This window comes from Salmonella sp. 741265050_HSA, from assembly GCF_046569445.1.
Lineage (GTDB): Bacteria > Pseudomonadota > Gammaproteobacteria > Enterobacterales > Enterobacteriaceae > Salmonella > Salmonella enterica.
Map to the genome: position 1 here is coordinate 1 of NZ_JBKFSV010000016.1, position 21,939 is coordinate 21,939.

General features: G+C 53.8%; 21 protein-coding genes. 8 read left to right on the forward strand and 13 right to left on the reverse strand.

Annotated elements, in window-relative coordinates; genetic code table 11:
* Positions 1–128 precede the first annotated feature (128 nt).
* A complete protein-coding gene (gene gmhB, locus ACLD4F_RS19090) occupies positions 129–695 on the reverse strand; it encodes a D-glycero-beta-D-manno-heptose 1,7-bisphosphate 7-phosphatase (RefSeq protein WP_076934787.1) in 567 nt (188 codons plus the stop codon).
* A gap of 189 nt (positions 696–884) precedes the next feature.
* On the opposite strand from gmhB, the gene metN reads away from it, so the two are divergent.
* The 6 genes from metN to proS all read left to right on the forward strand — a co-directional run bounded on the left by metN (position 885) and on the right by proS (position 6,472).
* The gene (metN, locus tag ACLD4F_RS19095; protein ID WP_079944304.1) at positions 885–1,916 is read left to right on the forward strand and encodes a methionine ABC transporter ATP-binding protein MetN; all 1,032 of its coding nucleotides are present in this window, start codon (positions 885–887) and stop codon (positions 1,914–1,916) included.
* Complete coding sequence (locus tag ACLD4F_RS19100; protein ID WP_411010986.1) at positions 1,909–2,562, forward strand: methionine ABC transporter permease MetI; 654 nt, start codon at positions 1,909–1,911, stop codon at positions 2,560–2,562. The genes metN and ACLD4F_RS19100 overlap by 8 nt, the downstream gene beginning before the upstream one ends.
* Before the next feature lie 38 nt (positions 2,563–2,600).
* Entirely contained in the window at positions 2,601–3,416 is an 816-nt protein-coding gene (metQ, locus tag ACLD4F_RS19105; RefSeq protein ID WP_000874215.1) for a methionine ABC transporter substrate-binding lipoprotein MetQ, read from the forward strand.
* A gap of 118 nt (positions 3,417–3,534) precedes the next feature.
* Positions 3,535–3,939 carry an Rcs stress response system protein RcsF gene (gene rcsF / locus ACLD4F_RS19110; RefSeq protein ID WP_001202315.1) on the forward strand — a complete coding sequence of 135 codons (405 nt, stop codon included), beginning with the start codon at positions 3,535–3,537 and terminating at the stop codon, positions 3,937–3,939.
* Complete coding sequence (gene tsaA, locus ACLD4F_RS19115; RefSeq protein ID WP_000093986.1) at positions 3,936–4,643, forward strand: tRNA (N6-threonylcarbamoyladenosine(37)-N6)-methyltransferase TrmO; 708 nt, start codon at positions 3,936–3,938, stop codon at positions 4,641–4,643. Before rcsF ends, tsaA begins: the two co-directional genes overlap by 4 nt.
* Before the next feature lie 110 nt (positions 4,644–4,753).
* Entirely contained in the window at positions 4,754–6,472 is a 1,719-nt protein-coding gene (gene proS / locus ACLD4F_RS19120) for a proline--tRNA ligase (RefSeq protein ID WP_001260672.1), read from the forward strand.
* A 73-nt stretch (positions 6,473–6,545) separates the two neighbouring features.
* On the opposite strand, the gene nlpE is transcribed toward proS, so the two are convergent.
* Genes nlpE through ACLD4F_RS19135 form a run of 3 tightly spaced genes read right to left on the reverse strand, consistent with a single transcriptional unit; the run spans position 6,546 to position 8,243 of the window.
* On the reverse strand, positions 6,546–7,247 hold the full coding sequence (gene nlpE, locus ACLD4F_RS19125) for an envelope stress response activation lipoprotein NlpE (RefSeq protein ID WP_023203651.1): 702 nt from the start codon (positions 7,245–7,247) through the stop codon (positions 6,546–6,548).
* A gap of 31 nt (positions 7,248–7,278) precedes the next feature.
* Positions 7,279–7,701, reverse strand: coding sequence for an alternative ribosome rescue aminoacyl-tRNA hydrolase ArfB (arfB, locus tag ACLD4F_RS19130; RefSeq protein ID WP_023206495.1), 423 nt, complete (start codon positions 7,699–7,701; stop codon positions 7,279–7,281).
* Positions 7,698–8,243 carry a YaeQ family protein gene (locus ACLD4F_RS19135; protein ID WP_411010987.1) on the reverse strand — a complete coding sequence of 182 codons (546 nt, stop codon included), beginning with the start codon at positions 8,241–8,243 and terminating at the stop codon, positions 7,698–7,700. The genes arfB and ACLD4F_RS19135 overlap by 4 nt, the downstream gene beginning before the upstream one ends.
* 197 nt (positions 8,244–8,440) lie before the next feature.
* Here ACLD4F_RS19135 and ACLD4F_RS19140 point away from each other — a divergent pair, with 197 nt between their 5' ends.
* Positions 8,441–8,641: a YaeP family protein gene (locus ACLD4F_RS19140; RefSeq protein ID WP_001518678.1), complete on the forward strand. Its 201-nt coding sequence runs from the start codon at positions 8,441–8,443 to the stop codon at positions 8,639–8,641.
* The gene (gene rof / locus ACLD4F_RS19145; RefSeq protein ID WP_000062330.1) at positions 8,628–8,888 is read left to right on the forward strand and encodes a Rho-binding antiterminator; all 261 of its coding nucleotides are present in this window, start codon (positions 8,628–8,630) and stop codon (positions 8,886–8,888) included. The genes ACLD4F_RS19140 and rof overlap by 14 nt, the downstream gene beginning before the upstream one ends.
* A gap of 83 nt (positions 8,889–8,971) precedes the next feature.
* On the opposite strand, the gene tilS is transcribed toward rof, so the two are convergent.
* The 9 genes from tilS to lpxA form a co-directional block, all read right to left on the reverse strand.
* Entirely contained in the window at positions 8,972–10,264 is a 1,293-nt protein-coding gene (tilS, locus tag ACLD4F_RS19150) for a tRNA lysidine(34) synthetase TilS (RefSeq protein WP_076726075.1), read from the reverse strand.
* Positions 10,265–10,326: 62 nt separating this feature from the next.
* The gene (locus ACLD4F_RS19155) at positions 10,327–10,716 is read right to left on the reverse strand and encodes a VOC family protein (protein WP_000901086.1); all 390 of its coding nucleotides are present in this window, start codon (positions 10,714–10,716) and stop codon (positions 10,327–10,329) included.
* A 55-nt stretch (positions 10,717–10,771) separates the two neighbouring features.
* Positions 10,772–12,913: a lysine decarboxylase LdcC gene (ldcC, locus tag ACLD4F_RS19160; RefSeq protein WP_001021042.1), complete on the reverse strand. Its 2,142-nt coding sequence runs from the start codon at positions 12,911–12,913 to the stop codon at positions 10,772–10,774.
* A gap of 75 nt (positions 12,914–12,988) precedes the next feature.
* Positions 12,989–14,752 (reverse strand): chitinase, encoded by a 1,764-nt coding sequence (locus tag ACLD4F_RS19165; RefSeq protein WP_000524167.1) that lies wholly within the window; start codon positions 14,750–14,752, stop codon positions 12,989–12,991.
* A gap of 179 nt (positions 14,753–14,931) precedes the next feature.
* Positions 14,932–15,891 (reverse strand): acetyl-CoA carboxylase carboxyl transferase subunit alpha, encoded by a 960-nt coding sequence (gene accA / locus ACLD4F_RS19170; RefSeq protein WP_000055753.1) that lies wholly within the window; start codon positions 15,889–15,891, stop codon positions 14,932–14,934.
* A gap of 12 nt (positions 15,892–15,903) precedes the next feature.
* Complete coding sequence (dnaE, locus tag ACLD4F_RS19175) at positions 15,904–19,386, reverse strand: DNA polymerase III subunit alpha (RefSeq protein WP_001294832.1); 3,483 nt, start codon at positions 19,384–19,386, stop codon at positions 15,904–15,906.
* Positions 19,387–19,409: 23 nt separating this feature from the next.
* Positions 19,410–20,006 (reverse strand): ribonuclease HII, encoded by a 597-nt coding sequence (gene rnhB / locus ACLD4F_RS19180; protein WP_000569411.1) that lies wholly within the window; start codon positions 20,004–20,006, stop codon positions 19,410–19,412.
* Entirely contained in the window at positions 20,003–21,151 is a 1,149-nt protein-coding gene (gene lpxB, locus ACLD4F_RS19185; protein WP_076726072.1) for a lipid-A-disaccharide synthase, read from the reverse strand. Before lpxB ends, rnhB begins: the two co-directional genes overlap by 4 nt.
* Complete coding sequence (gene lpxA / locus ACLD4F_RS19190) at positions 21,151–21,939, reverse strand: acyl-ACP--UDP-N-acetylglucosamine O-acyltransferase (RefSeq protein ID WP_000565950.1); 789 nt, start codon at positions 21,937–21,939, stop codon at positions 21,151–21,153. The genes lpxB and lpxA overlap by 1 nt, the downstream gene beginning before the upstream one ends.

The following is a 21,939-nucleotide window of genomic DNA, read 5'->3' on the forward strand; positions in this document are numbered from 1 at the left end:
GACCGGCTGTTTGTGTGAAGTGATTCACATCCGCCGTGTCGATGGAGGCGCATTATAGGGAGTCGGTTCAGGAAGACAAGCGGAAAAATGCATTTTTGTTTTAACCGCTCATCTTTTATCCATAACGCTTATTTTTGCTGCTTTTTTATCGCCGATGGCAGATCGGCAAGGCTGTTTAACACCCAGTCCGCCGCGTTTTCTGCTTCTGCCGTGACCGGTTTGCCCGTACGCACCAGCACTTTTGTCCCGACATTTGCCGCCGCAGCCGCCTGCATATCTTCCAGCTTGTCTCCCACCATATAAGAAGCCGCCATATCGATATGCAGAAAATCACGCGCCGAGATAAGCATTCCTGGATGCGGCTTGCGACAATCACATACCTGACGGAACTCTTCTATACTGCCCTGCGGATGGTGAGGACAATAATAGATGCCGTCCAAATCGACATCGCGATCCGCCAACGACCAGTCCATCCATTCGGTTAACGTTTCAAACTGCGCCTCGGTGAATTTGCCGCGCGCGATTCCGGACTGGTTCGTCACCACCACCAGCGCATAGCCCATTTTTTTTAGCTCGCGCATCGCGTCAATAATACCGTCTATAAACTCAAATGCATCGATTTCATGTACGTAGCCGTGATCCACATTAATGGTGCCGTCACGGTCGAGAAAAATTGCGGGTACAGACTTTGCCACCTTTTATAGCTCCTGAGTAAAGCAAGTGGCGCTAGTATCGCATGTTTCAGCAGGCAAGAAAGTGCTCATCGTATAAAGCCTGATTGATTTAGACGTCTGGATGCCTTAACATCCATTCTGTTGACGGCGTTGACCGTATTAGACAGACGAAAATGCCACGGCTAACTTAATTACGATAATAAATAACCAATGATTAAACTTTCGAATATTACCAAAGTGTTCCAGCAGGGGACGCGCACCATTCAGGCGCTAAATAATGTCAGCCTGCACGTCCCTGCCGGGCAGATTTATGGCGTCATCGGCGCCTCCGGCGCCGGTAAAAGTACGCTTATCCGCTGCGTTAACTTACTTGAACGCCCAACCGAAGGCAGCGTTCAGGTCGGCGATCAGGAGCTGACAACGCTTTCAGAGTCTGAGTTGACCAAAGCTCGCCGTCAAATCGGCATGATTTTCCAACATTTTAACCTGCTCTCTTCCCGTACCGTGTTTGGCAACGTCGCGTTGCCGCTGGAACTGGATAACACACCAAAGGAAGAGATCAAATGCCGTGTCACAGAGCTGCTGGATTTAGTCGGTCTTGGCGACAAGCACGACAGCTATCCGGCAAATCTTTCCGGCGGTCAGAAACAGCGTGTCGCGATTGCCCGCGCGTTAGCCAGTAATCCAAAAGTGTTGCTGTGCGATGAAGCCACCAGCGCGCTTGATCCCGCAACGACCCGTTCGATTTTGGAATTGCTGAAAGATATCAACCGTCGTCTGGGGTTGACGATTCTGCTTATCACTCATGAAATGGATGTCGTAAAACGTATCTGCGACTGCGTTGCCGTTATCAGTAATGGCGAGCTTATTGAGCAGGATACGGTCAGCGAAGTCTTCTCGCATCCTAAAACGCCGCTGGCGCAGAAGTTTATTCAGTCCACTCTGCATCTGGACATTCCGGAAGATTACCAGGCGCGTTTGAAAGCGTCGCCGGAAACTGACAGCGTGCCGATGCTGCGCATGGAGTTCACCGGGCAGTCTGTGGATGCCCCGCTGCTTTCTGAAACCGCGCGTCGTTTCAACGTGAACAATAATATTATTAGCGCGCAGATGGATTACGCGGGCGGTGTGAAGTTCGGCATTATGCTAACGGAAATGCACGGCACACAAGAAGAGACGCAAGCCGCAATTGCCTGGCTGCAGGATCACCATGTGAAAGTAGAGGTACTGGGTTATGTCTGAGGCAATGATGTGGTTACTGGTTCGTGGCGTCTGGGAAACGCTGGCGATGACCTTTGTCTCCGGTTTCTTCGGTTTCGTGATTGGCCTGCCGGTTGGCGTATTGCTGTATGTTACGCGCCCGGGGCAGATTATGGAGAACGCCCGGCTGTATCGCTCCCTCTCTGCGGTGGTCAATATTTTCCGCTCGATTCCCTTTATCATCCTGCTGGTGTGGATGATTCCTTTTACCCGAATAATTGTCGGCACCTCCATTGGTTTGCAGGCCGCGATTGTACCGCTGACCGTCGGCGCCGCGCCTTTTATCGCCCGTATGGTGGAAAATGCGTTGTTAGAGATCCCTGCCGGGCTGATTGAAGCCTCGCGAGCGATGGGCGCCACGCCGGTGCAAATTGTACGTAAAATCCTTTTACCGGAAGCGCTGCCTGGTCTGGTGAATGCGGCAACCATTACACTGATCACCCTGGTCGGTTACTCCGCAATGGGCGGCGCCGTCGGCGCAGGCGGCCTCGGTCAAATCGGCTATCAGTACGGTTATATTGGATACAATGCTACCGTGATGAATACGGTGCTGGTATTACTTGTCGTTCTGGTTTATTTAATTCAGTTATCCGGCGATCGCATCGTCAGGGCTGTCACGCATAAGTAACGTTAAACACAACACAAATACTCATTAAGGAAATAAGCATGGCGTTCAAATTCAAAACCTTTGCGGCAGTGGGTGCTCTGATTGGTTCTCTGGCACTTGCGGGTTGCGGTCAGGATGAAAAAGATCCGAATCATATTAAAGTCGGCGTAATCGTTGGCGCAGAGCAGCAAGTTGCCGAAGTCGCGCAGAAAGTCGCGAAAGAAAAATACGGCCTGGACGTGGAATTGGTGACCTTTAATGATTATGTTCTGCCTAATGAAGCGCTGAGCAAAGGCGATATCGATGCCAATGCCTTCCAGCACAAACCGTATCTGGATCAGCAAATCAAAGATCGCGGCTACAAACTGGTTTCCGTTGGTAAGACTTTTGTCTATCCCATTGCAGGATATTCCAAAAAAATCAAATCTCTGGATGAGCTCAAGGACGGTTCCCAGGTCGCTGTGCCTAACGACCCGACCAACCTTGGTCGTTCCCTGTTGCTGCTGCAAAAAGTAGGGCTGATTAAACTGAAAGACGGCGTCGGTCTGCTTCCTACCTCGCTGGATATCGTGGAAAACCCGAAAAATCTGAAAATTGTTGAGCTGGAAGCGCCGCAGTTGCCGCGTTCGCTGGATGACGCGCAGATCGCGTTAGCGGTCATTAATACGACTTACGCCAGCCAGATTGGCCTGACGCCAGCGAAAGACGGTATCTTCGTTGAAGATAAAGATTCTCCGTACGTTAACCTGATCGTGACGCGTGAAGATAACAAAGACGCCGAGAATGTGAAAAAATTCGTTCAGGCTTACCAGTCTGATGAAGTATACGAAGCCGCAAATAAAGTTTTTAATGGCGGCGCGGTGAAAGGCTGGTAAGTTTTAGGCTGATTCCACAATCTGTAATATTATTCAGGACGGGCTATTGCCCGTCTTGTCATTTATGCAAGCTCCTGATTCAATATCTGGCAATTAGAACATTCATTGAGGAAATATTATGCGTGCTTTACCGATCTGTTTATTGGCACTCATGCTGGGCGGTTGTTCCATGCTAAGCAGATCCCCTGTTGAACCCGTTCAAAGCACCGCAACCCCGCCAAAAGCGGAGCCGGAGAAACCTAAAGCGCCGCGTGCCGCTCCCGTCAGGATTTACACCAATGCTGAAGACTTAGTCGGCAAACCTTTCCGCGATCTTGGCGAAGTTAGCGGCGAATCCTGCCAGGCGACAAATCAAGACTCTCCGCCTAACATTCCAACTGCGCGCAAGCGTATGCAGATTAATGCATCTAAAATGAAAGCCAACGCCGTCCTGCTGCACAGCTGTGAAATTACCAGCGGCACGCCAGGCTGCTACCGTCAGGCGGTTTGTATCGGGTCCGCCCTGAATATTTCGGCGAAATGAGCAGCTTTCAGTTTGAACAAATCGGCGTTATTCGCTCCCCCTATAAAGAAAAATTCGCCGTTCCGCGCCAGCCTGGTCTGGTCAAAAGCGCCTGCGGCGAACTGCATCTGATAGCGCCTTACAACCAGGCCGATGCCGTTCGCGGCCTGGAGGCGTTCAGCCATTTGTGGGTGCTTTTCGTTTTTCATCAGACGATGGACGGCGGCTGGCGGCCAACAGTTCGTCCGCCCCGTCTTGGCGGTAACGCCAGAATGGGCGTTTTTGCCACGCGCTCCACGTTCCGCCCCAATCCGATTGGCATGTCGCTCGTTGCGCTAAAAGGTATCGAGTGCCGGAAAGAGAGCGTAATTCTGAAATTAGGCAGTCTGGATCTGGTGGATGGCACGCCGGTGGTGGATATTAAACCGTATTTACCGTTTGCCGAGGCCTTACCGGACGCCGCCGCCAGCTATGCGCAACAGGCGCCGATAGCTGAAATGCCCGTGAGTTTTACCGCTGAGGTGGCTCAACAGCTTACGACGCTGGAAAGGCGTTATCCGCAGCTACGGACATTTATTTGCGATGTGCTGGCGCAAGATCCTCGCCCGGCTTATCGTAAGGGTGAAGAGACGGGCAAAACCTATGCCGTCTGGCTGCATGATTTTAACGTGCGCTGGCGTGTGGTTAACTCGGGATTTGAAGTGTTTGCGCTGGAACCACGGTAATTTCACGCCCTTCTCTTTTGACATCTCTTGCACGCTGGTAAACTAAATCACTTTTTTTGTATCAGGCTCACATTGAGCCTGTTCGATCGTTCAACTGGAACCGTAACAACATGCGTACTAGCCAATACCTGCTCTCCACTCTGAAGGAGACACCTGCCGACGCCGAGGTTATCAGCCACCAGCTGATGCTGCGCGCCGGGATGATCCGCAAGCTCGCCTCCGGGTTATATACCTGGCTGCCGACCGGCCTGCGCGTCCTGAAAAAAGTCGAAAACATCGTGCGTGAAGAGATGAACAACGCCGGTGCTATCGAGGTGTCGATGCCAGTCGTTCAGCCAGCCGACCTGTGGCAAGAGAGTGGTCGTTGGGAACAGTACGGTCCGGAACTGCTGCGTTTTGTCGACCGTGGCGAGCGTCCGTTCGTACTCGGCCCGACCCACGAAGAAGTTATCACCGATCTGGTGCGTAATGAACTCAGCTCTTATAAGCAGTTGCCGCTGAACTTCTTCCAAATCCAGACCAAATTCCGTGATGAAGTGCGTCCGCGCTTTGGCGTGATGCGTTCGCGCGAATTCCTGATGAAAGATGCTTACTCTTTCCACACCTCTCAGGAGTCGTTGCAGGAAACCTATGACGCCATGTACGCCGCGTATAGCCGTATCTTCAGCCGTATGGGGCTGGATTTCCGCGCGGTACAGGCCGATACCGGTTCTATCGGCGGCAACGCCTCGCATGAATTCCAGGTGCTGGCGCAAAGCGGCGAAGACGATATCGTTTTCTCTGATGTTTCTGATTACGCGGCTAACATTGAACTGGCAGAAGCTATCGCGCCGCAAACGCCGCGCGCAGCGGCGACGCAGGAAATGACTCTGGTCGATACGCCAAATGCCAAAACCATCGCGGAGCTGGTGGAACAATTCAACCTGCCAATTGAAAAAACGGTAAAAACGCTGCTGGTGAAAGCGGCGAAAGACAGCAAGTCTCCGCTGGTGGCTCTGCTGGTTCGCGGCGATCATGAACTGAATGAAGTTAAAGCGGAAAAACTGCCGCACGTTGCCAGCCCGCTGACCTTCGCTACCGAAGAAGAGATTCGCGCCGTGATTAATGCCGGCCCTGGCTCCCTCGGCCCGGTCAATATGCCGATTCCGGTCATCATCGATCGCACCGTTGCCGCCATGAGCGATTTTGCCGCTGGCGCTAACATCGACGGTAAACACTACTTTGGTATTAACTGGGATCGCGATGTGGCGACGCCTGTTGTTGCCGACATCCGTAACGTAGTCGCCGGCGATCCGAGTCCGGATGGTCAGGGAACGTTGCTTATCAAACGCGGTATCGAAGTGGGTCACATCTTCCAGTTAGGTACCAAGTACTCAGAAGCGCTGAAAGCCTCCGTTCAGGGGGAAGATGGCCGTAACCAGATTCTGACAATGGGCTGTTACGGTATCGGCGTAACACGTGTCGTTGCCGCGGCTATTGAGCAGAACTTTGACGAGCGCGGCATTGTATGGCCTGACGCCATTGCGCCTTTCCAGGTCGCTATTCTGCCGATGAATATGCACAAATCCTTCCGTGTGCAGGAGCTGGCGGAAAAGCTGTACAGCGAATTGCGCGCGCAGGGCATTGAAGTGCTGATGGACGACCGTAAAGAGCGCCCGGGCGTGATGTTTGCCGATATGGAGCTGATTGGTATTCCACATACTATCGTGATTGGCGATCGCAACCTGGATAACGACGATATTGAGTATAAATACCGTCGTAGCGGTGAAAAATCGCTGATTAAAACCGGCGATATCGTTGATTATCTGGTCAAGGCGATTAAAGGCTAAACGACATTTTGTTGGGATTGCCCGGCGCCATCCGGCAGATATGTAAAGGCCTCGCACCCTGCGAGGCCTTTTATTAGTGAGTGCAATCTTTACCCGGCGTAAACTTCGCATTTTTATCGGCTATTAGCATTTTTACCGGCTCGCCCGTGTCCGGGTTCGCGGCAAACACAAAATGCCCTTCTACCGTCAGCAGCACCGGTTTTTCCGCTTCACCTTTCGCCGTCAAATAGCCGCGCTCAAGCTGGGCGTTACTGGCGACCGGCAGCCGTTTTCCGGTCGCACAATCGGTAAAGGTCGCCGCATCGGCCCTGTATACATACATACCACGCAACGGCATTGGCGTTACCGGCAGGCTGGCGGTAACAGGCACAAGCGTATAATTAAGCTGCGAAGCCACCGGATTGCCTTCTCTGTCGAGCATCTCCAGCGCATTGCCTTTCGCGCGATAATACGATTTCTCGCCATTGCTGTCGGTTAACACCAGTTTATCCGCCGTCCGCGCCCAGGTACCGTATGACGCAAAAGAGGAAGGTTCTTCGCGCACGCCCTGATAGCGCTCGTTCATCACCCATGTGCCGTCTTTTTCCAGAAACAGTGACGTTTCAATACCTTCACAATCCGCACAGGGCAGCACGCCGCGCCAGCTTTGCTGCATGGGTTTTAATTCCGCCGCCTGCGCAGGTTGCAGGGCGTCAACTTCCGCACGGTTATTACACCCTATCAATGCAAATAGCGTACAGGCTGCCGCTACTGACAATATTGCTGTTCTCACCATAAAATCCTTATGAAATTGCTATTCCTGCCCGTCAATCCAGTGGACGACGAACTTTACCGCGAAGCGCCTTTACAGAAGATTTTTGCGCCTTTGAGGACAAACGGCGCTCTTTCGAGGCACGCGTCGGACGGGTTGCGCGACGGCTTTTCTGCTCCGCAGTTAATTCTTTTATGACGGCAACCAGCCTGGCGATAGCCGCTTCCCGGTTGAGCTCCTGGCTCCGGAACTCCTGCGCCTTAATGATAATGACGCCATCATCGCTTATCAGATGGTGGCTGGCCGTCAGCAAACGCTGTTTATAATACTCTGGCAGGCCAGAGGCCCGAATGTCAAAGCGCAAATGAATCGCGCTAGAGGTCTTATTTACGTGCTGACCACCCGCGCCCTGCGCGCGAATGGCCGTAATTTCCAGCTCATCATCGGCTATGGAGACCGTCCGGGAGATGGCAATCATGAGGGCTGTTGCCAGGCGGTTAGCTGTATTTCCAGATTATTCCGAGCATCAGAAAGCCAGATTGCGCCGTCCTGAATCGTCGCCTGTAGCGTCATGGTACGATCGGCAAACTCACTGAGCTGCGCCAGTTGCCCGTCATCCAGATACCAGACGGACAGGTTAGCGAACTGCGCGCACTTGCTTTGATGCTGCTGCCACCAGATTTGCGCCGCCCGGGAGTTATAAGCAAAGAGCGCGACGTCGCTCGCCTGAGTACAGGCTTTCTTAATACGGCGCTCATCCGGCAGCCCCAGCTCTATCCAGAGATCGATGCCCAGATGATCGTTGCGCAGCCAGGCCTCCGGTTCATCTTCCGCGCTGAGCCCGCGTGTAAACTGCAACCGTTTATCAGCATATTTTATCCATGCCAACAGGCGCAGCATCATGCGCTCCTGCGTTTCAGAAGGGTGACGCGCCAGCGTCAATGCCGCATCCAGAAACCGGTTGCGATCAAGGTCAGCCACATTGACGACGGCTTTATAAATTGTCGCTTTAAGCGCCATGAGAAAACTCCTTTCGAATCAGGCGCCCATTGTAGCGAAAACCGCGCTAAAAGGCTGTTAACGAATCTTTTACCCACTCGCGTCAGGCGCTGATATTGCGCAAATGAGTATGGTATAGTCACCTTGCTAAACAAGATTTAACTTCGTAGGCTTAGACTTGCATCCACGGTTAAGTCAGAATGCTGACAGGAGGGCATGTGGAAAAATATTGTGAGTTAGTACGCAAGCGGTATGCGGAAATCGCCAGCGGAGACTTAGGGTATGTCCCGGATGCGCTGGGTTGTGTATTGAAAGTGCTTAATGAAGTGGCGGCAGATAGCGCCCTTTCAGAGTCGGTCAGGGAAAAGGCAGCTTATGCTGCCGCGAACTTACTGGTGAGCGATTATGTCAATGAATGAAACGTATCAACCCATTAATTGCGATGACTACGATAGTCTTGAGCTTGCCTGCATGCATCATTTAATACTGACGCTAACGTTAAAAGATGGCGAGGTTTTGCAGGCAAAAGCGAACGATTTGATCTTACGTAAAAACGTAGAGTATCTGCTTGCCGAGGTTTCCGGCGAGTCTTGTGAACTTCGTCTCGATAAAATCGCCAGTTTCAGCCACCCGGAAATTGGTACCGTGGTAGTTAGCGAATCCTGAGTATTTTGTTGCCGGATGGTGGTGCAAGCACCTTATCCGGCCTACGTTCCATGCGATACGTAGGCCTGATAAGCGCAGCGCCATCAGGCATGCCAAACCAGACTCACCCCTTCTTTATCTTCTGCAGCTCCCTCACGCGTCACAAAAACACCCGCAGCCGCAATCAGCGTTTCGCCGTAAAACAACAGCGGCGTGGTATCTCGTCGCCAGGGCGGGATCCCCTGCTCCTGCCAGATTTTCTTCAGCTTACGTCCGCCGTGACGTCCCACAATGTGTAGCAACCCTGGCGCCTTAAACCGAATGCTGACGGATTCTTCCTCTCGCGGTCGGCGCAGTTCGCCCCCAGGAACGAGCTGTACCGTCCCTAAGCCGGCAGGCAGCGCCAGCGGTGTTTGCCAGGCGGGCCAGGCGACCGTCGTTTCGTGTTGTCCGGCCACGGATTTAATCCACCACAGTTGCGACTGATAACGGCGAATCTCGTGATCGCCAAAGCGTAAACAGGGAGAGGCATCGTCGCGCGCCAGCGCCACCTCCTGCCAGATACGTTCCAGCGCGTCGCGAGAGGGCATCGGCGCATTACGCATCGCCAGCCAGCGACGCAAAATCGCCGCCCGCCGTACATCGCTCATCGACATTAATGGAGAGAGCCGCAATGTTCCCTCCGCCGTGATACAGTCCGTAAGATCGCTGGCCAGAAGCTCGTCCAGCAGCCTTTCTTGCTCGGCGCAGAGCGTCGCGCTACGGGCTACCGCCGCAGGAAAATGCGGCCAGCGCTGCTGCAAGAGCGGAAGCGCGCGCAGGCGTAAGAAATTGCGATCGTAGGCGTCATCCTGATTGCTTTCATCTTCAATCCAGCATAAGCCATGACGCACAGCCCACTGTTCCAGCGTCTTCCGCGTTTCTCTCAACAGCGGGCGAAGAAGCAGAGTTCCGGCAAAAGGCGAGCATTCTCCCATCGCGGAAAGTCCGGCCGGACCGCTGCCGCGCTTTAACGCCAGCAGGAATGTTTCACACTGATCGTCAAGGTGCTGCGCGGTTGCCAGCACTTCGCCAGGCAATAGCGTCTGTGCGAACGCCCGGTAGCGCGCTTCACGCGCATGGGCCTCGATACCCAGGCCATTATCTGCCAGCGTCACCCGCTCCACTACCAGCGGAACCTGCCAGCGTTCGCATACGGTTTCGCAATGCCGCACCCAGCTATCAGCATGAGGGCTTAAACCGTGATGAATATGGATAGCACGCAGCGTGACGTCAGGATGGCGTTCTCGCCACAACACCAGTTGATGCAGAAGCACCGTAGAATCCAGGCCACCGCTAAAGGCAGCCAGAATACGGCGAGAAGAGAGTAACGAGGTATTCAACGTGAGAGTGGTCATGATCCATGCTTATAGTGACTTAGCCCGGCAACGTTACCTGGCGAGCGTCTTAATGACAAGCCTTACTGCTCATACAGCTCAAGCGGTAAACCGTCCGGATCGTTGAAAAAAGTAAAGCGCTTCCCGGTATACGGATCGATGCGTATCGGTTCGCACTTAACCTGATGCTTTTCCAGATGCGCAACGGCGTTTTCCACATTTTCCACGCTGAAAGCCAGATGGCGCAGGCCGCAGGCTTCAGGTCGGCTTGGACGCGCCGGAGGGAAGGGAAAAGAGAAAAGCTCAATCACATACTGCCCGTTTAGCGCCAAATCGCCCTTCCACGAGTCACGCTCTTCCCGCCAGGCTTCGCTTAGCAGATCGAACCCCAGAATATCGCAGTAAAACGCCTTGCTCACCGCATAGTCTGTCGCAATGATCGCGATGTGATGAACCTGTTTTAATCCCAGCATAGCGTCTCCTTTATTGATTATCAGTACGTTACTCGTCACATTCCCGTCAGGCAAGCTAACAGGCGTGTTTTAAGACTCGTACCTGGTACACCCCGTCTTCATTCCGTTTCGCGCCGTGAATATCCGTTTCAAAACCGGGATAATGCTGGCCAATCGAGCAGAGCATCAGCAGAAAATCGAGCACGGCCCGACTCTGTTGCGTGATCCTCTCGCCGGGCATCAACAGCGGAACGCCTGGCGGATAAGGCAGGATCATATTCGCGGAAACGCGCCCTGGCAGTTGATCGAGCGCCACGGTTTCCACCTCGCCTTTGATCTGACGCTGCCAGGCCTGGTGCGGGGTCATGATCATCTCCGGTAAAACCTCGAACGCCCGCAACATCAGCCCCGGAAGATCGTGCTGGCGGATCAGTTTATGGATCCCCTGCGCCAGATCCTGAATGCGCATATTGCGATAAAAATCCGGATCTTCCGCATACAGATCCGGCAACATATTTTTGACGCGCAGGTTAAGATCGTAGGCCCGTTTAAATTCTGTCAGTCCGCGCAGCAGCCCCATCGCACGGGTCTTATCAATCCCTATGCTGAACAAAAACAGCAGATTATACGGCCCGGTTTTTTCCACCACCACGCCTCGCTCATCGAGGAACTTCGCCACCAGCGCGGCGGGTATCCCCTCTTCGCTCATGTTGCCCTGTTCATCCATTCCCGGCGTCAGGATTGTCACCTTAACCGGATCGAGGAACATATGATCGTCATCGGCATCGGCGAAGCCATGCCAGGTTTCTCCCGGCGTGACCGGCCAGCATTCGGCCTCATCAACCTCTTCCGGCTGCCAGATATCAAAGAACCAGCTATCGGACTCTTCACGTAGCCGCTGTACCTCTTTACGAAAATGGAGCGCCCGCTCCACCGAACGATTAATCAATCTTTTCCCTGGATTGCCGCGCAGCATCGCCGCTGCGGTTTCGATAGAGGCGACAATGGGATAGCTCGGCGATGTGGAAGTGTGCATCATAAACGCTTCGTTAAACGTCTCTTCGTCATATTCCCCTTTGATATGAATAAGCGACGCCTGCGAAAAAGCCGCCAGCATTTTATGGGTGGATTGCGTTTCGAAAATCACTTTTCCGGGCACCCGATCGCCGCTCATCCCGCTTTTCCCCTGGTAGATCGGATGGAAATGGGTATAGGGTACCCAGGCGGAATCAAAATGGATCGAGGGAACGTCCAGCATCTGCTTGATCCAGTTAGTGTTATACAACAGACCATCGTAAGTAGAATTGGTGATAACCGCATGAACCGGCCATTGCGCCTGCGCGGTTTCCGCCACCTTACGCGCAATGCTGTCGCGGGTAAATTCACGCTTAGGAATACCGCCGAGAATACCGAGCGCATTGCGCGTCGGCTTCAACCAGAGAGGCACCACATCGCTCATCATCAGCAAATGCGCCAGCGATTTATGGCAATTACGATCAATAAGTAGCGTACTTCCCGCAGGCGCGGCATACATACCGACAATTTTATTCGAGGTCGACGTACCGTTCGTCACCATATAACTCTGCTCGGCGCCAAAAGTACGGGCGATATACTCTTCCGCTTCCAGATGCGGCCCGGTGTGATCCAGCAGCGATCCCAGTTCAGTCACCGAAATCGACACATCGGCCTTTAAGGTATTGCCGCCAAAAAAGTCATAAAACAGACAGCCTGGCGGGCTTTTCTGATACGCCGTTCCCGCCATATGACCCGGCGTACAAAAGGTATATTTTCCTTCTTTGGCGTAGGTAAACAGCGCTTTGGTAAACGGCGGCGTAATATTATCGAGATATTCGTTTGTATATTGATGAATGCGTGTCGCGATATCTTCAGCCAGCCCCAATGCATACTCAAAAAACCACAGCGCCATGCGCATATCGTGAACGCTAACGTCCAGCGTGGAGTTGGTATTGATAAAGGCGTAGAGAGGAAGGTATTCATTTAACTGGTTGATTTCGCTACAAAGGTCGAGACTGTATTCATCCCAGTCAAAAATAACGCCGCAGATGCGCGGGTTATGTTCAATAAACTTCAACAAGTCAACGCTATTTTGCGGCCAGATAATTTGAAATCCCAGGGATTGTAATGCACGCTCAAGCTCCTTGATGGGTTCATCTTTATAATAAACCCCGTGCGGCCCCATAATGGCGATGATGTTCATGCTTTCTCCTGAAAAAACCTGAGATAAGCATAGTAACAATCCTGCCGATGCAAAGCACCGACAGGATTTATCTTATTACAATGCGTTCCATGCATCGGCCCAGGCAATCCCTACACCGGGCTCATAGTAGGCAGGCGCAACATTACACCATGAGCCTTCCGGGAACGGTTTGCACTGGTACAATGCGCCATTATTGTTGACGATGTCGCCCGGATTCCATTTCTGGCTGCTGCTCCAGGCAGGGTAGCTGGTGGTCTTATCTTCGTCATCCGCAGCGGCGGCCTTCGCTTTCACATTCAGCGTATAAACCGCTGTACTGGAGAGCGTACCGTCGCTAACGGTCAGATTCACCACATACTGGGTGTTCTGAGTGACATCCGGCGCGTTGAAAATCACAACGGCTTTATCCTGACCGCTCAGCGTTTTGCCATCCTGCGACATCCAGGTATAGGTGAGCTTGTCGCCATTCGCGTCGGTCGATCCTTCCGCGCTGAGTGAAACCGGGCTACCGGCTTCCACCGCCCCGACCGGCCCGGCAATGCGCGCGACTGGCGCCACGTTTTCATCCGTCACTGGCGCCGGAGTTGGCGTGACATCCGGTTCAGTGGTTCCGTTATCATCGACGACATTAACGTTGAAATAATGCTGTACACATTTCGTGTAGTCGCCCTCTTTAAAGGCGGTATACGGCGTCTGATATCCCACTAACTGGCAGGAATAGGTTTTACCGTCCGCAGTATCGGCGCTCCAGCCCCAGTCTTGTTCCCAATAGATCGGTAACGCGCCAGCGCCGCCTTCATCGAACTGCTTCATCTTTTTACAGCCCAACACTTCGTCAGCCGGCACCGGCACTTTCAGGTAGTTGGCAAACTCTTTGTAGTAGGCAATACGGTTAAGCGACTGCGCATTCTCATCTGCGCCGCCGCACTCCACGCCGCCATTGATGATCTGAATGGTGACGCCGAAACCTGATACCAGGCCGTTTGCTTTATCGCGATCGTTTGGCTGCCAGGTACCGTCAATCACATGTAGCATAGACGGCTTCGGCGGCTGCGGATACACAAAGAAGAAGACGGCGCTCGCCAGGTTCATCCAGGTATCCGCCACCAGCTCGGGTTTATCCAGCAGAGGGCGAACGTCACCATACATCGCGTCAGAGAAAGGCCCATAGTTGTAGTTATAAGAAAGCTGTTTTGCCCCGCGACCAAAATAGCTGAGGAAATCGCCGTCCTTATCTTTACCGCACGGCCAGGTCTGGCCCTGCCATACATCCGGGTTACATTCGCCGTTGTAGCCGCCTTTCTGCCCTTCTGTCCAGCCGACTTCGCGCAGATAGACCAGCGCCTGACGCCATTCCGGAATGTCACGCCAGCTTTCGTGACCGCCCGTCTCCTGGGCAAAATGCGCAAACATAGTAGCCAGGGTTTTACGGCAGATAGCGTCGCTATCGCGTCCATCGGTGTAGGTACCACAAACCGCCGGGAATTTACCTATCGCTTTCAGGAAGTTAGAGTAAGTGTATTCCGGTGCGCGCATCGGGAACAGATAATCCCAGTCGGCCTCTTTCAGAATACTTTCAACACGTTTTACGTTTGCCGGGTTAGCGGCGCGCCCCGGTTCGATTTGTTCGACCGCGCTGTTATCCAACGTCTGGATAGAGGATTTCACTGCCTCCATTAACGGAAAATCCGTCAGCGCTTTCTCTTTCGCCGCCAGATCGCTGGCGTTGATGGTCATTGGCTCACTACTGCTAAGCAGCGGCGCGGCCTGCGCACCGGATAAGCTCAACATGATTCCTGCCGCCACGGCGCTGAGCGCCAGTGTTTTTTGCAATCCCATAATTTTCTCCTTGAAGGGTAGTTCACTGCCTGCCCTGGCCACACGCCTGGCAGTTGCTACAGTGTCAGGGAGAACATGCTGTTGCGTTTAATCACATCAACTCATCGGCGTCTCATTTTTCCTCGTCCAAAAAAAAGAGGCCGGATTATCCGGCCTCCTGGGAAAAATGAGGTAAATGATTAGGCGTAACCGTAGCTCATCAAACGCTGGTAACGACGGTTTTTTAAATCATCGGTGCTTAACACATCGAGATCGGCTAAATCTTCCAGCAGCTGCGCTTTTAGCGACGCCGCCATCGCTTCCGGATTACGGTGCGCGCCGCCCAGCGGCTCCGGAATGATGGAATCGATTAGCTTCAGCTCTTTCAGACGCGGCGCGATGATGCCCATTGCTTCAGCAGCCAATGGCGCTTTGTCGGCGCTCTTCCACAAAATAGAGGCGCAACCTTCCGGGGAGATAACGGAATAGGTGCTGTATTGCAGCATATTCACTTTATCACCCACGCCAATCGCCAATGCGCCGCCGGAGCCGCCTTCGCCAATCACGGTGCAGATGACCGGTACGTTCAGACGAGACATCTCACGCAGGTTGCGGGCGATAGCTTCAGACTGACCACGCTCTTCCGCGCCCACGCCAGGGTAAGCGCCCGGGGTGTCGATGAAGGTGATAATCGGCATGTTGAAGCGTTCAGCCATTTCCATCAGGCGCAGTGCTTTGCGGTAGCCTTCCGGCGCTGGCATGCCAAAGTTACGACGAATTTTTTCTTTGGTTTCACGACCTTTCTGATGACCAATGATCATCACCGGCCGCCCTTCCAGACGCGCGATACCGCCGACGATGGCTTTGTCATCAGCATAGGCGCGATCGCCCGCCAGCTCATCAAACTCATCAAACGCCAGACGGACATAATCCAGGGTGTACGGACGCTGCGGATGGCGCGCCAGTTGGGCTACCTGCCATGCGCCGAGATCGGCGAAGATTTTGCGCGTCAGTTCTACGCTTTTTTCGCGCAGGCGATGGACTTCTTCATCGATATTAATATCCAGTTTCTCATCCTGGCGGCTTACCGCAGTCAGAGAATCGATTTTCGCTTCCAGCTCTGCTATCGGCTGTTCAAAATCAAGGAAATTCAGACTCATAGTATTCCTGTATTAGTCAAACTCCAGTTCCACCTGCTCCGAACCAATGAGGCCACGCAGATCGTTAAGTAAACGATCGCTCGGAGAGACACGCCACGTTGCGCCAAAACGCAGTCGCGCACGCGCATCCGCCCTCTGATAGTAGAGATGTACTGGAATGGTCCCCGAGCGGTGGGGTTCCAGAGACTGACGGAGTCGGTTTAAAAGCTGGTCATCAATTTGCCTGTCCGTCAGCGAGATAGCAAGCCCGCGAGCGTATTTTTCGCGAGCTTCGTCAATATCCATCACTTCGCGGGCGGTCATTTTAAGCCCCCCGCTGAAGTCATCAAAGCTGACCTGTCCGCTGACGATAAGTATGCGGTCTTTTTCCAGCAACTGCTGGTATTTATCCAGCGCGTCGGTAAATAACATCACTTCCAGACGCCCGGAACGGTCATCCAGCGTACAGATGCCGATACGATTGCCGCGCTTGGTGACCATAACCCTTGCGGCAATCACGAGCCCCGCAGCCGTGGTGACTTTACCACGTTCTGTCGGATGCATGTCTTTGAGCCTTACCCCGCCGACATAGCGCTCAATTTCTTTTAAATACTGATTGATAGGGTGGCCCGTCAGGTACAGCCCCAACGTTTCACGTTCCCCATCTAACACCACCTGCTCCGGCCACGGCTGGCAGCTGGCATAGGATTGCTCGATTTGCTCCGGCTCTTCCGCCAGTACGCCGAACATATCCGCCTGACCGATAGCTTCCGCTTTGGCATGCTGGTCGGCGGCTTTCAGCGCATCGCCCAATGAGTTCATCAGCGCGGCGCGGTGCGGCCCCAGGCGGTCGAACGCCCCGGACATGATCAGCTTTTCCAGCACCCGGCGGTTGAGCTTTTTCGTGTCGGTCCGCGCGCACAGATCAAACAGTTCGCGGAAATAGCCGCCCTGATTACGCGCGTCGATGATCGCTTCGATCGGCCCTTCGCCGACGCCTTTGATCGCGCCGATGCCGTAGACGATCTCGCCCTCATCGTTAACGTGGAAATGGTACAATCCGGAGTTAATATCCGGCGGCAGAATTTTTAGTCCCATCCGCCAGCACTCGTCCACCAGGCCAACGACCTTCTCGGTGTTGTCCATATCGGCAGTCATCACCGCCGCCATAAATTCAGCCGGATAGTGCGCCTTTAGCCATAGCGTCTGATAAGAAACCAGCGCATAAGCGGCGGAGTGCGATTTGTTAAACCCGTAACCGGCGAATTTCTCCACCAGGTCAAAGATTTTCATCGCCAGTTCGCCGTCGATACCGTTCTTTTTCGCGCCCTCTTCAAAAACGGAACGCTGTTTGGCCATCTCTTCCGGCTTTTTCTTACCCATCGCACGACGCAGCATATCCGCGCCGCCGAGAGTATACCCGGAAAGTACCTGGGCAATCTGCATCACCTGTTCCTGATACAGAATGATGCCGTAGGTCGGCTCCAGTACCGGCTTCAGGCTTTCATGCTGCCACTGAACGTCCGGGTAAGAGAGTTCTTCACGACCGTGCTTACGGTCGATAAAGTTATCTACCATCCCGGACTGCAACGGACCGGGACGGAACAGGGCCACCAGCGCGATCATATCTTCAAAGCAGTCCGGCTGCAGACGCTTGATCAGGTCTTTCATACCGCGCGATTCAAGCTGGAAGACCGCCGTGGTTTCCGAGCGCTGCAGCATGTCGAAGCTTTTTTTATCGTCCAGCGGAATGGCGGCGATATCCAGCGGCGGCTCGCCGTTTTTCTCGCGCCGCTTGTTGATCATCTCCAGCGCCCAGTTGATGATAGTCAACGTACGCAAACCGAGGAAGTCGAACTTCACCAGTCCGGCATATTCCACGTCGCTTTTATCAAACTGGGTAACCGGATGCTTGCCCTCTTCATCGCAGTACAGCGGCGCAAAGTCGGTAATTTTGGTCGGCGCGATGACCACGCCACCAGCGTGTTTACCGGCGTTACGCGTGACACCTTCAAGCTTACGCGCCATATCGATCAGCGCTCTGACCTCTTCGTCCGCCTCGTAAATTTCCGGCAGTTGCGGTTCCGCTTCAAAGGCTTTTGCCAGCGTCATGCCCGGATCGGGCGGCACCAGCTTCGAGATACGATCGACAAAACCGTACGGATGCCCCAGCACGCGGCCCACATCGCGGATAACGGCTTTCGCCGCCATCGTACCGAAGGTGATAATTTGCGATACTGCATCACGCCCGTACATGTCTGCGACGTGCTCAATCACCTGGTCGCGTTTCTCCATACAGAAGTCAACGTCGAAGTCAGGCATCGAGACACGTTCCGGGTTCAGGAAACGTTCGAACAGCAGGTCAAATTCCAGCGGATCAAGGTCGGTAATTTTCAGCGCGTAGGCCACCAGCGAACCGGCCCCGGAACCACGTCCCGGCCCTACCGGCACGCCGTTATCTTTTGACCACTGGATAAACTCCATCACGATGAGGAAGTAGCCAGGGAACCCCATCTGGTTGATAACCTGTAGTTCAATATCCAGACGCTCGTCATATTCCGGGCGACGCTTTTTGCGCTCTTCTTCGTCCGGAAACAGGAAAGCCAGACGCTCTTCCAGCCCCTCTTTCGATTTTTTGACCAGATAATCTTCGGTGGTCATATCGCCGGTCGGGAACTGCGGCAGGAAATATTCACCCAGACGCACCGTTACGTTGCAGCGTTTGGCAATCTCCACCGTATTTTCCAGCGCCTCCGGAATATCGGCGAACAGCTCGCACATCTCATCGATGCTGCGCATATATTGCTGCGGCGAGTAATTGCGCGGACGCTTAGGATCGTCAAGCGTGAAACCGTCGTGGATCGCGACACGAATTTCATGGGCGTCAAAATCATCGCTTTCAAGAAAACGGACATCGTTTGTCGCGACAACCGGCAAACCACGTGCCTCAGCCAGTTCAACCGCAGCATGGAGATAGGTCTCTTCATCCTGTCTGCCGGTACGGATCAGTTCCAGAAAGTAGCGATCGGGAAAATGCGCTTCATAGAAAGCAACGCACTCTTCCACCAGCGCCTGGTTGCCGCGTAGCAGACAGCGGCCTACGTCGCCCATGCGCCCGCCGGAAAGCAGGATCAAACCTTCTTTAAGCTCTACCAGCCAGTCGCGCTCGATAATCGGGCCTGCCGCGCCGTAGCCGCGCTGATACGCTTTCGAGATCAGCAACGTCAAGTTCTGGTATCCCGTATTATTCGCCGCCAGTACCGTCAGATGAGTCAGCTCATCTCCCAGCAGTTCGTTGTGAACGTTAAAGTCCGCCCCGACGATGGGTTTAATACCCGCGCCATGACCCGCTCCGTAGAACTTCACCAGACCGCAGAGGTTGGTAAAATCGGTGATCGCCAGCGCAGGCATACCTAATGAGGCCGCCTTTTTCACCAGCGGCCCGGTCTTCGCCAGCCCATCGATCATAGAGTAGTCGCTGTGCACCCGCAGGTGAACGAAACGTGGTTCAGACATCTTCAGATTTCTCGATACAAGAATCAGGACACAAGTCCCAGAGCGCGTTTAACAGGCGCAAAACTGCGTCGGTGGTGCGCCGTCGCGCCATACTGTGCCAACTTTTCCAGATGAAAAGCGGTTGGATAGCCTTTGTGCTGCGCAAAGCCATACTGAGGAAAAACGATATCCAGCGCCGCCATTTCTGCATCGCGGGTGACTTTCGCCAGAATAGACGCCGCGCTAATCTCCGCCACGCGGCTGTCGCCTTTCACCACGGCCATTGACGGCACAGGCAGCGCCGGACAGCGATTGCCGTCGATCAGCACATATTCTGGCGCAATATGAAGACCAGCGACAGCGCGCTGCATGGCGAGCATGGTGGCGTGCAAAATATTCAGCTCATCAATTTCATGCGCTTCCGCGCGTCCCAGACTCCAGCTTAACGCCTTTTCTTTAATCTCGTCATACAATGACAGACGACGCTTTTCAGACAATTTTTTGGAATCATTCAGACCGACGATCGGGCGAGCCGGATCGAGGATCACGGCGGCGGTCACTACGGCGCCCACCAGCGGGCCACGGCCCACTTCATCCACACCCGCCACTAAATGGGTGTGTGGATAAACAAATTCGATCATTGTGCTAACTCCAGGACGGCATCTGCCGCCTGCTCATCGGCATTACAGCGGATCTGCTGATGCAGTTCACGGAAGGTGTCGTGCATCGCATGGCTGGTTTTACCGTTCGCCAGTAGCGGAAACAGCGCTTCGGCGAGTTTTTGCGGTTCGCACTCTTCCTGCAACAGCTCTTTGACTAATTCTCTTCCCGCCAGCAGGTTAGGCAAAGACACATACTCCGTTTTCACCAGACGTTTCGCCAGCCAGAAAGTGAAGGGCTTCATACGATACCCCACTACCATCGGGCATTTTGCCAGCATACACTCCAGCGCCGCCGTACCCGAGGCCAGCAGAGCCGCGTCGCTGGCGATCATCGCCTCGCGCGCCATGCCGTCCAGCAAATGAACGGCGAGATCCGGCGCAACCTCCGCTTTAATTTTTTCAAACTGCTCGCGGCGTTTCGCGTTCACCAGCGGCACTACCACTTCCAAGTCGGGATAGCGCTGTCGCAGCAATTGTGCGGTTTTCAGGAAGTCGGCGCTGAGCATTTCCACTTCCGCGCCACGACTGCCAGGCAGTAGCGCCAGACAATGGGCGTCATGCGGGATACCCAGCACGTCGCGCGCCGCATTTTTATCCGGGTCCAGCGGCATGGCATCCGCCATGGTGTGACCAATAAAGCGGCACGGGACGTTAAATTTATCGTAAAACGCTTTTTCGAAAGGCAGAAAAGCCAGCACCATATGGGTGGATCTGCCTATTTTGAAAACGCGTTTCTGTCGCCAGGCCCAAACGGACGGGCTGACATAATGAATGGTCTTAATCCCTTGTTTTTTCAGATTACCTTCGAGGGTAATATTGAAATCAGGGGCATCAATCCCGACAAAGACATCGGGCTTGAGTTCGGTAAAACGGCGGGTCAGATCGGCGCGGATATGCAACAAACGGCGTAAACGTCCGAGCACTTCAACAATGCCCATGACCGCCAGCTCTTCCATTTCGTACCAGGCTTCACACCCTTCGGCCTGCATACGCGGCCCCGCAACGCCCACAAAACGGGCGTTGGGTACGCGCGCTTTCAGCGCACGAATTAAGCCTGCGCCAAGAATATCGCCGGACGTTTCACCGGCGACCAGGGCAATCGTTAAAGGACGCTGTGCCGCCATTAACGAATCGGACCGCGCGTTGAACGCTCAAAGAACTCGGTAAACGCCTTCACTTCCGGATGCTTTTCAGCAAGTTCAGCAATTTCCAGCTTCGCTTCGTCGAGCGTTTTACCACTGCGGTACAACAGTTTGTAGGCATTACGAATCGCCACCAGCCCTTCACGGCTAAAGCCGCGACGCTTCAGCCCTTCGATATTTACCCCGAACGGCGTCGCATGGTTACCCTGCGCAATCACATACGGAGGGACATCCTGAGCCACGCCGGAGCAGCCGCCGACCATCACATGCGCACCGATAATGCAGAATTGATGAACTGCCGTCATACCGCCGATGATCGCAAAATCATCGACTGATACGTGCCCCGCCAGCGTGGCGTTGTTGGCGAGGATACAGCGATTACCTACCGTACAATCATGTGCGACATGCGCATTGATCATCAGCAGGTTATCGCTACCCACCTTCGTCAACCCACCGCCCTGCACTGTACCACGATGAATGGTGACGCTTTCGCGGATGCGGTTACGATCGCCAATTTCCACACGGGTCGGCTCACCCGCATATTTTAGATCCTGGTTCACTTCACCGATGGAGGCAAACTGATAAATCTCGTTGTCGCGGCCGATTTTGGTTTGACCATTCACGACCACATGAGACTTCAGTACGGTTCCCTCACCAATTTCGACCTGCGGCCCAACAATACAAAAGGGACCAATGTGGGCATTAGCGCCAATTACAGCGCCATCTTCCACAATGGCGGTAGGATGAATAAAGGCGGATTTATCAATCAC